This is a genomic window from Streptomyces viridochromogenes (assembly GCF_001270495.1).
Classification (GTDB): Bacteria; Actinomycetota; Actinomycetes; order Streptomycetales; family Streptomycetaceae; genus Streptomyces; species Streptomyces viridochromogenes_A.
In genome coordinates this window covers 23,164-36,582 of record NZ_LGUR01000258.1, presented here as the reverse complement: position 1 = coordinate 36,582, position 13,419 = coordinate 23,164, and the positions used below count along the sequence as shown (strand labels likewise).

The 13,419-nt window shown below is 71.1% G+C and carries 12 protein-coding genes; 8 read left to right on the top strand and 4 right to left on the bottom strand.

Annotation, left to right across the window (positions count from 1 at the left end; genetic code table 11):
* Positions 1-238 precede the first annotated feature (238 nt).
* Entirely contained in the window at positions 239-1,474 is a 1,236-nt protein-coding gene (locus ADK36_RS42640; RefSeq protein ID WP_048583489.1) for a glycosyltransferase family 87 protein, read from the bottom strand.
* 119 nt (positions 1,475-1,593) lie between these two features.
* Between ADK36_RS42640 and ADK36_RS42635 the strand changes: the two genes are divergently transcribed.
* Both ADK36_RS42635 and ADK36_RS42630 read left to right on the top strand, forming a co-directional pair.
* On the top strand, positions 1,594-2,736 hold the full coding sequence (locus tag ADK36_RS42635; protein ID WP_053201446.1) for a glycosyltransferase family 4 protein: 1,143 nt from the start codon (positions 1,594-1,596) through the stop codon (positions 2,734-2,736).
* Between the two features lie 224 nt (positions 2,737-2,960).
* A complete protein-coding gene (locus ADK36_RS42630; RefSeq protein WP_048583487.1) occupies positions 2,961-4,547 on the top strand; it encodes a GMC oxidoreductase in 1,587 nt (528 codons plus the stop codon).
* Positions 4,548-4,575: 28 nt separating this feature from the next.
* On the opposite strand, the gene ADK36_RS42625 is transcribed toward ADK36_RS42630, so the two are convergent.
* Positions 4,576-6,372 carry an AMP-dependent synthetase/ligase gene (locus tag ADK36_RS42625; RefSeq protein ID WP_053201444.1) on the bottom strand — a complete coding sequence of 599 codons (1,797 nt, stop codon included), beginning with the start codon at positions 6,370-6,372 and terminating at the stop codon, positions 4,576-4,578.
* A 296-nt stretch (positions 6,373-6,668) separates the two neighbouring features.
* Here ADK36_RS42625 and ADK36_RS42620 point away from each other — a divergent pair, with 296 nt between their 5' ends.
* The 6 genes from ADK36_RS42620 (at position 6,669) to ADK36_RS42595 (ending at position 11,923) form a co-directional block, all read left to right on the top strand.
* Positions 6,669-7,466 (top strand): metallophosphoesterase family protein, encoded by a 798-nt coding sequence (locus ADK36_RS42620; RefSeq protein ID WP_078916401.1) that lies wholly within the window; start codon positions 6,669-6,671, stop codon positions 7,464-7,466.
* Between the two features lie 102 nt (positions 7,467-7,568).
* Positions 7,569-8,009 carry an SRPBCC family protein gene (locus tag ADK36_RS42615; RefSeq protein WP_030047664.1) on the top strand — a complete coding sequence of 147 codons (441 nt, stop codon included), beginning with the start codon at positions 7,569-7,571 and terminating at the stop codon, positions 8,007-8,009.
* Between the two features lie 160 nt (positions 8,010-8,169).
* Complete coding sequence (locus ADK36_RS42610) at positions 8,170-9,348, top strand: ArsA family ATPase (protein WP_048583484.1); 1,179 nt, start codon at positions 8,170-8,172, stop codon at positions 9,346-9,348.
* Positions 9,349-9,405: 57 nt separating this feature from the next.
* Positions 9,406-9,915 (top strand): DUF5304 domain-containing protein, encoded by a 510-nt coding sequence (locus tag ADK36_RS42605; protein ID WP_048583483.1) that lies wholly within the window; start codon positions 9,406-9,408, stop codon positions 9,913-9,915.
* A gap of 151 nt (positions 9,916-10,066) precedes the next feature.
* Positions 10,067-11,020, top strand: coding sequence for an ROK family glucokinase (locus tag ADK36_RS42600; RefSeq protein ID WP_048583482.1), 954 nt, complete (start codon positions 10,067-10,069; stop codon positions 11,018-11,020).
* 156 nt (positions 11,021-11,176) lie between these two features.
* Positions 11,177-11,923, top strand: coding sequence for an endonuclease/exonuclease/phosphatase family protein (locus tag ADK36_RS42595; protein ID WP_048583481.1), 747 nt, complete (start codon positions 11,177-11,179; stop codon positions 11,921-11,923).
* Here the strand turns inward: ADK36_RS42595 and ADK36_RS42590 are convergent.
* Together ADK36_RS42590 and ADK36_RS42585 are read right to left on the bottom strand one after the other, a co-directional pair.
* Positions 11,920-12,591 carry a hypothetical protein gene (locus ADK36_RS42590; protein WP_048583480.1) on the bottom strand — a complete coding sequence of 224 codons (672 nt, stop codon included), beginning with the start codon at positions 12,589-12,591 and terminating at the stop codon, positions 11,920-11,922. The two genes, ADK36_RS42595 and ADK36_RS42590, sit on opposite strands and share 4 nt — an antisense overlap.
* On the bottom strand, positions 12,584-13,363 hold the full coding sequence (locus tag ADK36_RS42585; protein ID WP_048583479.1) for an alpha/beta hydrolase: 780 nt from the start codon (positions 13,361-13,363) through the stop codon (positions 12,584-12,586). Before ADK36_RS42585 ends, ADK36_RS42590 begins: the two co-directional genes overlap by 8 nt.
* Positions 13,364-13,419 lie beyond the last annotated feature (56 nt).

The window sequence follows — 13,419 nt, the reverse complement described above, 5'->3', positions numbered from 1 at the left end:
CGCCGGAGGGGCTGGATTTACCTACCCGGCGTTCGAGAACAAGGCCACCGCCGTCCCGAACCCCCACCCACCCGCAGGGGGCTTCGCCGGCCCAGGCATCTTCAGCCCGTCCGGCGTTCGAGGACGAGGCCCCTTCAGGGCCGAAAGCGGGGTCTGGGGCGGCAGCCCCAGCGGGGTCGAAGGGGCAGCGCCCCTGGGGATGGGACGGGTAGGGGCGGCGGGGGCGAGGAAGTCGGGGTCAGGACGGCAGGGACGTTTCCTTGGGGCGGGGGGTCTGTGTCGGCACCGGGAGCGGGGGCGTCCTGGTGACCGTCGAGCGCCAGAGCTCGCGCGCAGCGAGGACCGTGGCGAGGACCAGCAGGCCGTTGCGGAGGAAGAGGAGCGTGACGCCGAGGGCGTCGCTGGCGACGACATGGGCGAACCACACCGGGAACTCCAGGACCGTGACGAAGGACGCCGCGAGGACCAGCCCCACGGGAACCTTCATGCGGCTGCCACGGAAGCACAGGCACACGGCCGCGAGCCCGACCAGCCACACCAGGTACTGCGGACTGATCACCCGGCTCGTCGTCACGAACATCAGCACCGCCACGAACGCCGCGTCCGCGAGGGTGTGGGAGTGGAACCTCCTCGCCCTCAGCCGCCACAGCAGCAGCCAGCCGAAGGCGAGCCCGCTCAGGGCCAGGGCGGCATCGCTGACGACGTCGACATACGGACCGAGGAACTCCACCGAGCCGTAGTTCAGCAGCACCTGACCGTCCCAGCCGTACTGCCGGGCCACATGGAAGACCAGCGAGCCCAGTGACTCCACCTCGGTGCCCCGGTCACGCTGGAAGGTGAGGAACGCGAAGGCGCCGGGCATGGCGACCGCGAACACCGCCGCCAGCGCGCCGGCGGTCAGCACCGCCCAGCCCCAGGCGCTCCGCCTGCGGGCCGCCACCAGCAGCAGCACCGGCCACACCTTCAGCATCGCCCCGAAGGCCGTCAGCGCGCCCATCACCCGGGGATGCCGGGCACCCGCGAGCAGCGCGGCCACGGCGACGCCGGTGACCATCACGTCGTAGCGGGCGTACACGGTCGGTCCGAGCAGCGGTACGCCCGCCACCCACACCCAGGCCCCGCGCAGCGTCCGGCCCGGGCGCAGGCCGGTGTACAGCAGGAGCAGCAGCACGGCCAGGTCGGCGGCGAAGCAGAGGACGAAGAACGCCGACGGGTAGTCCAGCCAGAACACCAGCGCGGGGGAGAGGATCGGCAGCGCGGCGGCGGGCGGGTACTGCCAGGTGACGTCGTCCAGCGGGAACGTTCCGGTGCGCAGGACGTCGTACCAGCCCTGGTAGATCACCGACACGTCGCTGGTGACGTCCGGGCCGGGGAAGACGTACACCTTGAACACGAAGAGCAGCAGAACCATCCTGGTCAGGGCCCAGATCCCCAGAAGCCCCGCCAGGGATCGCCGTGTGCCCGTCGTCTTCACCAGTACCCCTGCCGTTCGCTGCCCGCCTTACCGAACATGATGTCCTGTCCAGCTGTGAGCGGGCCACACACGTGGCCGGGCGGCCCCTGTGAACAGGTGCTTCGATAAGGTCGGCGGCGATGCACAAGACGCTGATCGTGACCAACGACTTCCCGCCCCGCCCCGGCGGCATCCAGGCGTTCCTGCACAACATGGCGCTACGGCTCGACCCGGAGCGGCTGGTCGTCTACGCCTCCACCTGGAAGCGCGGCCGCGAGGGCGCCGAGGCCACGGCCGCCTTCGACGCCGAGCAGCCCTTCACGGTCGTACGGGACCGTACGACGATGCTGCTGCCGACGCCCGGGGCGACCCGGCGCGCGGTCGGGCTGCTGCGCGAGCACGGCTGCACGTCGGTGTGGTTCGGGGCGGCGGCTCCGCTCGGCCTGATGGCACCGGCGCTCAGGAAGGCGGGCGCCGAGCGGCTCGTGGCCACGACCCACGGGCACGAGGCGGGCTGGGCCCAGCTGCCCGCGGCCCGGCAGCTGCTGGGGCGGATCGGGGAGTCCACGGACACGATCACCTACCTGGGCGAGTACACGCGCTCGCGGATCGCGACCGCGCTGACGCCGGCCGCGGCCTCGCGGATGGTGCAGCTGCCGCCGGGCGTCGACGAGAAGACCTTCCACCCGGGGTCGGGCGGCGACGAGGTCCGGGCCCGGCTGGGGCTGACGGACCGGCCCGTGGTCGTCTGTGTCTCCCGTCTGGTCCGGCGCAAGGGGCAGGACACCCTGATCCAGGCCATGCCCCGCATCCTGGCCGCCGAGCCGGACGCCGTGCTGCTGATCGTCGGGGGCGGACCGTACGAGAACGACCTGCGCAAGCTCGCCCACGACACGGGCGTCGCCGACTCCGTCCACTTCACGGGGCCTGTGCCCTGGTCCGACCTGCCCGCGCACTACGGCGCCGGCGACGTCTTCGCGATGCCCTGCCGGACGAGGCGACGGGGGCTGGATGTGGAGGGGCTCGGGATCGTCTACCTGGAGGCTTCGGCGACCGGGCTGCCGGTGGTCGCGGGGGATTCGGGCGGGGCGCCGGATGCCGTCCTGGACGGCGAGACGGGTTGGGTGGTGAGGGGCGGCTCCCCGGCGGAGGCCGCCGACCGCGTCGTCACGCTCCTGGGAGACGCCGAGCTGCGCCGGAGGATGGGCGAGCGGGGCAGGGAGTGGGTCGAGGAGAGGTGGCGCTGGGACCTGCTGGCGGAGAAGCTGCAAACGCTGCTGTAGGGCAACGCGCCTTCTGTCGGGGCGTGGGCAAAGGCTTTCAGGGGTGCGGGGCTGTGTCGATGTGCGGCTCCGCCGCGCGGGCGCGACCAGCCACACAAACAACCCGCACCCGCCAACGGCGAATAAGTGGCACACCACTAGGCGGAACCGGAAAATCCGCGCATGCTCCGCACATGACAGCAAAACTGATGCAGCGTCAGCTGACAAGACGTCAAATCCTGGGCATGGCGGCCCTCCAGACCGCGGCCACCCTCGGCTTCACCCGCATCGGCCTCCAGTCAGCCCAAGCCGCCGAGCCCGAAGCAGTCGAATCCGCCCCCGCCATAGTCGTCGGCTCCGGCTACGGCGCCGCCGTGGCCGCCCTCCGCCTCGGCCAGGCCGGCATCCGCACCCTCGTCCTCGAGATGGGCCGCCTGTGGAACACCAACGGCCCCGACGGCAAGGTCTTCTGCTCCACCGGCGCCCCCGACCAGCGCTCCATGTGGTTCCGCACCCGCACCGAGGCCCCGCTCGCCACCTTCCTGTGGCTGGACGTGGTCAACAAGGACATCAGCCCGTACCCGGGAGCCCTGGACCGTGTGCACTACGACCACATGTCCGTGTACGTCGGCCGGGGAGTCGGCGGCGGTTCCCTGGTCAACGGCGGCATGGCGGTCACCCCGCTCCAGTCCTACTTCGCCGAGCAGTTCCCGACCGTGGACACCGCGGAGATGTACGGCACCTACTTCCCGCGCGCCCGCTCCATGCTCGGTGTCAACACCGTCGACCCCGCGTGGTTCGAGTCGACCGAGTGGTACCGCTTCACCCGGATCTCCCGTCAGCACGCGAGCAAGGCCGGCCTGAAGACCACCTTCGTGCCCAGCGTCTACGACTTCGGGTACATGCAGCGCGAGGCGGCCGGTACGGCCACCAAGTCCGCCCTCGCCGGCGAGGTCATCTACGGCAACAACCACGGCAAGCGCTCCCTCGACAAGACGTATCTGGCCTCGGCGCTCGGCACCGGGAACGTCACCCTCCACACCCTGGAGCGGGTGAAGTCGATCAGCAGGGCCGCCGACGGGACGTACGTCCTGGCCGTCGACCGGATCGACGAGACCGGCACCGTCGTCGAGACGAAGGAGTACGGCTGCAGGTATCTCTTCCTCGGCGGCGGCAGCGTCGGCACCACCGAACTCCTCGTCCGGGCAAGGGAGTCGGGCACGTTGCCCGCCCTGGACTCGAGCGTCGGCACGGGGTGGGGGACCAACGGCAACGTGATGCTGGGGCGGGCCAACCACCTGTGGGACACCGTCGGGGCGAACCAGTCGACCATGCCGGTCATGGGCATCGACGACTGGGCCAACACCGCGAACCCCGTCTTCGCCGAGATCGCTCCTCTCCCCACGGGACTGGAGCACTGGGTCAGCCTCTATCTGGCGATCACCAAGAACCCGGAGCGCGCGTCGTTCTCGTACGACAACGCCACGGGAGCCGTGAAACTCGGCTGGAGCGCGGCGCAGAGTGCCGTGTCCGTGGGCATGGCGAAGAAGCTGTTCGACCGGATCAACCGGGCGAACACCACCATCTACCGGTACGACCTGTTCGGCTCGGGCAACAAGGTCTTCGCCGACGACTTCACCTACCACCCGCTGGGCGGCTGCGTGCTGGGCAAGGCGACGGACGACTACGGCCGGGTGAAGGGGTATGCGCGGCTGTACGTCACCGACGGCTCGCTCGTGCCCGGGTCGATCGGGGTGAACCCGTTCGTGACGATCACCGCGCTCGCCGAACGCACGATGGCGCGGGTCCTCGTGGAGGACACCGCGCCATGAGCTGTCGTACCGCCTCGGAGAGGGGCGGCTACTTCTGGTAGATCGCCTCGATCTCGTCCGCGAAGTCCTTCGCCACGACGTTGCGCTTGAGCTTCAGCGACGGCGTCAGATGGCCCGAGTCCTCCGTGAACTGGGAGGGGAGAATGCGGAACTTCCGCACCGATTCCGCCTTCGACACCGCGGCGTTGCCGTCGTCGACCGCCGACTGGATCGCGGCCAGCAGGTCGGGGTCCTCGTGCAGCGACGCCGCGGTGGAGCCCGCCGGTTTGCCGTGGTCGGCGCACCAGCGGCCCAGGAACTCCTCGTCGATGGTGACCAGCGCGCCCACGAACGGCCGCCCGTCGCCCACCACCATGCACTCCGCGACCAGCGCGTGCGCCCGGATACGGTCCTCGATCACGGCCGGCGCGACGTTCTTGCCGCCCGCGGTGACGATGATCTCCTTCTTGCGGCCGGTGATCCGGAGGTAGCCGTCCTCGTCGAGGGTGCCGATGTCACCGGTGTGGAACCAGCCGTCGGCCAGCGCCTCCTCGGTCGCGCCCGGGTTGTTCCAGTACTCCCGGAACAGGTGCTCGCCGTGCAGCAGCACCTCACCGTCGTCCGCGATACGGACCACCGAGCCCGGCAGGGGCTGCCCGACCGTGCCGATCTTCTGGCGGTCCCAGGGGTTGAACGCGGTGGCGGCGCAGGACTCGGTCAGGCCGTAGCCCTCCAGGACCGTGAAGCCGATGCCGCGGAAGAAGTGCCCGAGCCGCTCGCCCAGCGGGGCGCCGCCGGAGATGGCGTACTCGCCCTTGCCGCCGAGCACCGCGCGCAGCTTGCTGTAGACCAGCTTGTCGAAGACCTTGTGCTTGATCTTCAGGCCGACGGGCGGGCCGGACGGCGTGTCCAGCGCCTTGCTGTAGGCGATCGCCGTGTCCGCCGCCTTGTCGAAGATCTTGCCCTTGCCGTCCGCCTGGGCCTTGGCACGCGCCGAGTTGTAGACCTTCTCGAAGACCCGCGGGACGCCCAGGATCAGCGTCGGGCGGAACGCGGCCAGCTCGTCGGTGAGGTTCTTGATGTCCGGGACCGTGCCCAGCTTGATCGGCGCCATCATGGGCGCGACCTGTACGAGGCGGCCGAAGACATGCGCGAGCGGGAGGAAGAGCAGGACCGAGCACTCGCCGGTGCGGAAGAGGGGCCGCAGACGCTCGACGATGTTGCCGCACTCGGCGAAGAAGCTCCGGTGGGTCAGGACACAGCCCTTGGGGCGGCCCGTGGTCCCGGACGTGTACACGATGGTCGCCGGGTCGTCGGCCTTCGCCAGCGAGCCGCGCTCCTCGACCGTCGCGTCGCTGATGTCCTGCCCGAGGCGGCCCAGCTCCTCGACGTCGCCGGCCTCGATCTGCCAGACGTGCTTGAGCGCGGGTAGCCGGTCGCGCACCGACTCGACGGCGGCGGTGTGGCCGTCCAGCTCGACGACGCAGGCGGTGGCGCCCGAGTCGGAGAGGATCCACTGGATCTGCTCCGGCGAGCTGGTCTCGTACACCGGCACGGTGACCGCGCCCGCCGACCAGATCGCGAAGTCGAGCAGGGTCCATTCGTAGCGTGTACGCGACATCAGGCCGACCCGGTCGCCCGGTCCCCCCCCGGCGGCGATGAGCCCCTTCGCGGCCGCGTGCACCTCGGCGAGGAAGGTGGTGGCCGACACGTCCTGCCAGGCACCGCCCACCTTGCGGGCGATGACGGCGACATCCGGGTGCTGCGCGGCGTTTCTGCGGACGATGTCGGTCAGGTTTCCGTCCGCAGGGACCTCGTACAAAGCCGGAAGGCTGAACTCGCGCAAGACTGCTGCTCCTCATAGGGCGCCGGCGCCACGACGTTGTGTGATGCGACGGTGCGGTCCATGGCTCGGGCGAGTGCTCGTGGATTCACAAGTTGAAATCCAGAGCACGACTGGACCGACCGGACGTTACCCGCCGGTATGGCTTCTTCGACAGGGGGGTCCGGCGAGATGTTCGCTGCGTCACACGGATTGGTACCTCTGCGCGCACAGTAGTCGAGCTGTCTGACGACTGGCCAGTAACCATCGGTTCAGCCGCCACTGTTCACGTTTGCCGCACACGCTTACCCTTGATCGCCATGGCACCGACACCGAGGGGAAACCGCAGGACGCGCGTCCATGTGGTCAGCGATGTGCACGGCAACACCCGCGACCTGGCCAGGGCCGGCGAGGGCGCCGACGCCCTGATCTGCCTGGGCGACCTGGTGTTGTTCCTGGACTACGCCGACCATTCGCGCGGCATCTTCCCCGACCTGTTCGGCGTGGCGAACGCCGACCGCATCGTGGAGCTCCGCACCGCCCGGCGCTTCGAGGAGGCCCGGGAGTTCGGGGCGCGGCTGTGGGCCGGCATCGGCTCGGACCGGCGTGCGGTGATCGAGAAGGCGGTGCGCAAGCAGTACGCCGAGATGTTCGCGGTGCTCCCGACGCCGACGTACGCCACCTACGGCAATGTCGACATGCCGCCCCTGTGGCCGGAGTACGCCGGACCCGGCACGACGGTGCTGGACGGGGAGCGGGCGGAGATCGGCGGGTGGGTCTTCGGCTTCGTGGGCGGCGGCCTGCGCACGCCGATGCGGACCCCCTACGAGATCAGCGACGAGGAGTACGCGGCGAAGATCGAGGCCGTGGGGGAGGTGGACGTGCTCTGCACGCACATTCCGCCCGAGGTCCCCGAGTTGGTGTACGACACGGTGGCGCGGCGCTTCGAGCGGGGAAGCCGGGCGCTGCTGGAGGCGATTCGCCGTACGCGTCCCCGTTACTCCCTGTTCGGGCATGTCCATCAGCCGCTGGTCCGCCGGATGCGGATCGGGGCGACCGAGTGCGTGAACGTGGGGCACTTCGCCGGGTCCGGGAAGCCCTGGGCGCTGGAGTGGTGAGGTGCGGGTGAAGTCGGCAGGTCGGACGCGCGGTAGCCTTCACGCTGCGCACGCGTGCGCACCACGACTTCATACCGGCCCGCTTCTGGAGGAGCCACTGCGATGGCGGAACACACCAGCTCGAGCATCACGATCGAGGCGGCACCGGCCGATGTCATGGGGGTGATCGCCGACTTCGCGCGCTACCCCGACTGGACCGGTGAGGTGAAGGAGGCGGAGGTCCTCAAGACCGACGGCCAGGGCCGGGCCGAACAGGTCCGGCTCGTCATGGACGCCGGCGCGATCAAGGACGACCAGGTGCTGGGCTACACCTGGACCGGCGAGAACGAGGTGTCCTGGACGCTGGTGAAGTCCCAGATGCTGCGGTCGCTCGACGGCTCGTACATCCTGAAGCCGGCCGGGGCGGGGGCGACCGAGGTCACCTACCTGCTGACGGTGGACGTCAAGATCCCGATGCTGGGCATGATCAAGCGCAAGGCCGAGAAGGTCATCATCGACCGGGCGCTGGCGGGGCTGAAGAAGCGGGTCGAGTCGGGCAAGTAGGGTTCCTCGCCCCCGCCGCCCCTACCCGTCCCATCCCCAGGGGCTCCGCCCCCTGGACCCCCGTCGGCCTGAACGGCCTCGTCCTCGAACGCCGGACGGGCTGAAATGCCTGGCACCTCGCAACAGGGGTGAACCCCGACGTCCGTTACGGTTCACCCCCATGCGCACCATCCTGATCACGGGCCCGGGCGGCAGCGGCCGTACAACCGTTGCTGCCGCCACCGCGCTCTCGGCGACAGCCGGCGGCACCAGAACCCTGGTCCTCAGCGCCGACCGCACCGACACCCTGGGCGCGGCACTCGGCGTGAGCACCGGGCCGGCCCCGACCCGGGTCACCCCGAACCTCACCGCCTGGCGGCCCGACGCCGCCGTCGGGTTCCGGGACGACCTGGCCTCCTTCCAGGAGCGGGCCGCCTCCGCCCTCGACCTCCTCGGCGCCTCCCGGCTCGACCCGGAAGAGGTCACCCCCCTCCCCGGTGCCGAGGAGCTCGCGCTGCTGCGGGCCCTGCGGGACGCCGCGCTCGCCGAGGCGCACGACCTCCTCGTCGTCGACCTGCCGGCCACGCCGCACGCCCTCGCCCTGCTCGCGCTCCCCGAAGAGCTGCGCCGCTATCTGCGCCGGCTGCTCCCGCCCGAGCGGCAGGCGGCCCGTGCGCTGCGGCCCGTCCTGGGCCGGCTGGCCGGCGTGCCGATGCCCGCGGAGTGGCTGTACGAGACCGCGGCCCGCTGGGACCTCGACCTCGCCGCCGTCGAGGCCGTCGTCGCCGACCGCGACACCGTCGTACGGCTGGTCGCCGAGCCCGGTCCGGGCGGCGCCGACGCCGTGCGGGACGCCACCCTCGCCCTCGCCCTGCGCGGCCTGCGCCCCGACCTGCTGGTCGCCAACCGGGTCCTGCCGGAGGCGGAGGCGTTGCCGGGCAGCTGGCTCGCCGGGCCCATCGCCCAGCAGCACAAGGTCCTGGCGGAGTGGCGGGCGGAGGGCCACGACGTCCACGGCGTCGCCCACCTCGGCCGGGACCCGCGCGGCGCCGACGACCTCGCCGACCTCGCCGTGCCCGCCGTCAACGACACGTCGTCCACCGTCGAGTGGCCCGTCACCGACCGGCTCGCCGAGGACGGCGTCCTCGTCTGGCACCTCCCGCTGCCCGGCGCCGTACGCGACGAGCTGGACCTCATCCGGCGCGGCGACGAACTCGTCGTCACCGCAGGGCAGTTCCGGCGTATCGTGCCGCTGCCGTCGGCCCTGCGCCGGTGCGGCGTGGACGGGGCCGGGCTGCGCGACGGCGAGCTGCGGATCCGGTTCGCGCCGGATCCGGATCTCTGGCCGGGCGCACGGTGAAGCAGGTACGCCCGTTCGGGTAACGTCGTAGGGACGAACCGTAGTCAGGAGTCCGTCATGAGCGAAGAGCTCCCCCCGTCCGACGCCGGTGAGAACGAGGCGATCGACGAGGTACGGGACGACGAGGTGCGGGCGACCGACGCCGACGCCTGGGCGACGGCGTGCGCCGAGGACCTGGCGGAGGAGAAGGCCCGCCGCCGCGCGCAGCACGGCCCGCCGCCGGGCGCGGCCGCCGAGGAACTGCGCAAGCTCGTCGACGCCGTCGCGGACAAGCTGTCCACCCTCCAGTCCCCGCTGCTCGGCGCGGTCGCCGGCCCCGCCGCCCAGCAGGTGGTCAAGCAGGTCGTGGAGCAGGCCAAGGCGGCCGTCGAACCCGTCATCGAGCGCAACCCGGACGTCTTCGACCACCTGGCCGCGGCCGGCACCGAACTCCTCGCCGCCTACCGCTCCGCGGTCCAGGCCCAGGAACGCCGCTGGACCACCGGGGAGAAGGGCGGGCACGACCTGGACGAGCGCCCGGACCGGGGCGACGACGCCGGTCCCGGCGAGCGCATCGACCTGGACTGATTTCCCCGGATCAGGCGAGTCCTCAGCTGATCGCCGGCCTGCTCATTCGGGGCGTCGGCCGGCCTCGTCCGCCGGGCGGACGACGGGTCCCCGGCGGCAGGGCCTCGGGTACCGTTGGCCGTAGCGGGGCTCGACCGAAACTGAGGGATTCATGGGACTCACCATCGGCGTCGACATCGGCGGCACGAAGATCGCGGCCGGCGTGGTCGACGAGGAAGGCAACATCCTCTCGACCCACAAGGTGCCGACCCCGGGTACGCCCGAGGGGATCGTGGACGCCATCGCCTCCGCGGTGGAGGGCGCGCGTGCCGGGCACGAGATCGTCGGCGTGGGTATCGGTGCGGCCGGTTACGTCAACCGCCAGCGCTCGGAGGTGTACTTCGCCCCCAACATCGACTGGCGCAACGAGCCGCTGAAGGAGAAGGTCGAGGCCCGCGTCGGCCTCCCGGTCGTCGTGGAGAACGACGCCAACGCGGCCGCGTGGGGCGAGTACAAGTTCGGCGCCGGCAAAGGCCACCGCAACGTCATCTGCATCACTCTGGGCACCGGCCTCGGCGGCGGCATCATCATCGGCAACAAGCTGCGCCGCGGGCACTACGGCGTGGCCGCCGAGTTCGGCCACATCCGCATGGTGCCGGACGGCCTGCTGTGCGGCTGCGGCAGCCAGGGCTGCTGGGAGCAGTACGCCTCCGGTCGCGCCCTGGTCAGATACGCCAAGCAGCGCGCCAACGCCACCCCGGAGCACGCCGAGATCCTGCTCGGCCTGGGCGACGGCAGCCCCGAGGGCATCGAGGGCAAGCACATCTCCATGGCCGCCCGCCAGGGCGACCCGGTCGCCGTCGACTCCTACCGCGAGCTGGCCCGCTGGGCCGGGGCCGGCCTCGCCGACCTGGCCTCCCTCTTCGACCCGTCCGCCTTCATCGTCGGCGGCGGCCTCTCGGACGAGGGCGAACTGGTCCTGGACCCCATCCGCAAGTCCTACAAGCGCTGGCTGGTGGGCGGCAACTGGCGCCCGGTGGCGGATGTCATCGCCGCTCAGCTGGGCAACAAGGCGGGCCTGGTGGGCGCGGCGGACCTGGCCCGCGAGCCCGACCCGATCATGTAGGGGTTACTTCTCGGGGAGCTGCAAGGGTTGCAGCTCCCTCAGGGGCGCGGGGCTGTATCGATGTGCTGCTCCGCAGCGTGGGCGCGACCAGCCACACTCGACCGGCAGTCGCCAACGATCCTCGCGCCCCGACCCATTGGGCGTACATTGATCCACATGGCGCTGCTCCCTGAGTCCGGCACAGACCCCGACGGTTCAGCCCTCATCCGAGTCCTCAGCTACAACATCCGCTCGATGCGCGACGACACCACCGCCCTCGCCCGCGTCATCAACGCCTGCGACCCCGACCTGGTGCTCGTCCAAGAAGCCCCCCGCTTCTTCCGCTGGCGCAAGAAGCTCTCCCGCCTGGCCCGCGCGGCGAACCTCGTCATCCTCACCGGCGGCGCCACAGCCGCCGGCCCGGCGATCCTCTGCAACCTGAGGGCCACCGTGGAGCGCACGGAGGACGTACTCCTCCCCCTCACCCCGGGACTCCACAGACGCGGCTTCGCCACCGCGGTGGTCCGGTTCGGCGGCGCCCGCCTGGGCGTCCTGAGCTGCCACCTCTCCTTGCAGAAGGACGAACGCCTGGAGCAGGGCGGCATGCTGCTCGACCGCCTCGCCGGAATGGACGTCGAGCACGCCGTCGCGGGCGGCGACCTGAACGAACGCCCCGCCGGCCGCACCTTCCGCCGCCTGGCCGACGGCCTCCAGGACTGCTGGGCCACCGCCCCCTGGGGCAGCGAGTACACCTCGACCCCGGCCGACCCTCATCAGCGCATCGACGCGATCTTCGCCACCAAGGGCGTCGAGGTACTCGGCTGCGGAGTCCCCGTGGGCCACCCCGGTGTGACGGAGACAGACCTGAGGGCGGCCACGGACCACCTTCCGGTCCTGGCCGCCCTCAAAGTACCGGCGTCCTAGACGACGGCCCCGCGCCCGGGGTCGTCGTCGTCCTCGTCGTCCGTCTTCATCCGCATGACCAGCGTGGCGAACCCGCCCAGGAAGCCGCCGATGCCCAGCGTGGCCAGCCACCACGTCATGTCCCAGCCGAGCAGGACGGCGAGCAGCAGCAGGACCGGCCCGCCGATCACCCCGAGCCAGGCGAACTTCGCGGTCGCGTCGGCGGCGGGCAGCGGCGGCGGCTCCGGTGGGACGAAGTGGCCCTCGTCGTCGGCGTCGAAGTCGTCCTCGGCCGGCTCCGGCACGCTGTAGTCGCGCGGGCCGACGCCGGGAGCGAAGGAGACGGAGCTGCCCAGCGGCTGGACCGGCTTGTCCTCCCGGTCCTCCGTGGGCTCGTCGGCCTGCTTGGCCTTCGCGCCGTTCTCGCCCCTCTCGGTCTTCTCGCCCTTCTCGTGCTTCCGGTCCCCGTCCGTCCCGCCGCTCGCCCCGTCGTTCGTGTCGGACTCCAGCAACGCCAGGTCCTCCACCGACTTGAACGGCTTCGAGCCCGGCGGGTCCGGCGGCTCGTCGCCGTATCCGGCGACGATCGCGGCCCAGGCGGCGTCCTCGTCGAACGGGACGTGCTGCTCTTCCTGCTCGCGATCGTCGCGGTCATCACGCCTCTCGCGGTCGGAGTCGTGCTCAGCCACGTGCAGTCGTCCCTTCTCTGCCGACGCCGGTCGCGACCCGTTCGATGAAGCCGATGCTCTCCTCGAAGATCCGGTCCGCGTCATGGTCCAACGTCGCCACGTGATAGCTCTGTTCCAGCACGATCTCCGTTACGTCCGTGGACGACACCCGGCTCAGGATCCGGGCCGAGTCCACCGACGGCACTGTGTGGTCCTGCGCACTGCGCAGCAGCAGCAGCGGCTGGGTGACCTGCGGCAACTCGCCGTCGACCAGCCGGAAGAAGTTCCGCAGCGAGTGGGCCGCGTGCAGCGGCACCCGGTGGTAGCCGATCTCGACGCCGCCTTCCTTCGCGATGTCGTTGACGATCCCCGGCACCGTACGGACGAAGTGGCGGGACACCGGAAGCGTGTACGCGTACAGGCCGTGCACCTTGTTCGCCGGGTTGACGGCCAGCACGCCCGCGACGCCCTCCCCGTGCTTCGCGGCGAGCCGCAGGGCCAGGGCGCCGCCCATGGAGAGGCCGGCCACGAAGACCCGTGCGCAGCGGTCCCGCAGATTGCGCAGCTCGCGGTCCACCTCGGCGTACCAGTCCTGCCAGCCGGTGAGCCGCATGTCCTCCCAGCGTGTGCCGTGTCCGGGCAGCAGCGGCAGCGAGACGGTGAACCCCCGCTCGGCGAGGGACTTCGCCCACGGACGCAGCGACTGGGGGGAAGCGGTGAAGCCGTGGCAGAGGAGCACCCCGATCTCCCCGCCCTCGTGGCGGTACGGCTCGGCTCCAGGAAGGACCGGCACCTTACGGTCTCCCGTTCGTGAGAAGGACGGACATGACGAGAGCAACGACATGAACC

Coding starts and splice junctions, on each gene's coding strand:
- ADK36_RS42635 (WP_053201446.1), top strand. CDS start 1,594: ATGCACAAGACGCTGATCGTGACCAACGACTTCCCGCCCCGCCCCGGC.
- ADK36_RS42630 (WP_048583487.1), top strand. CDS start 2,961: ATGGCGGCCCTCCAGACCGCGGCCACCCTCGGCTTCACCCGCATCGGC.
- ADK36_RS42620 (WP_078916401.1), top strand. CDS start 6,669: ATGGCACCGACACCGAGGGGAAACCGCAGGACGCGCGTCCATGTGGTC.
- ADK36_RS42615 (WP_030047664.1), top strand. CDS start 7,569: ATGGCGGAACACACCAGCTCGAGCATCACGATCGAGGCGGCACCGGCC.
- ADK36_RS42610 (WP_048583484.1), top strand. CDS start 8,170: ATGCGCACCATCCTGATCACGGGCCCGGGCGGCAGCGGCCGTACAACC.
- ADK36_RS42605 (WP_048583483.1), top strand. CDS start 9,406: ATGAGCGAAGAGCTCCCCCCGTCCGACGCCGGTGAGAACGAGGCGATC.
- ADK36_RS42600 (WP_048583482.1), top strand. CDS start 10,067: ATGGGACTCACCATCGGCGTCGACATCGGCGGCACGAAGATCGCGGCC.
- ADK36_RS42595 (WP_048583481.1), top strand. CDS start 11,177: ATGGCGCTGCTCCCTGAGTCCGGCACAGACCCCGACGGTTCAGCCCTC.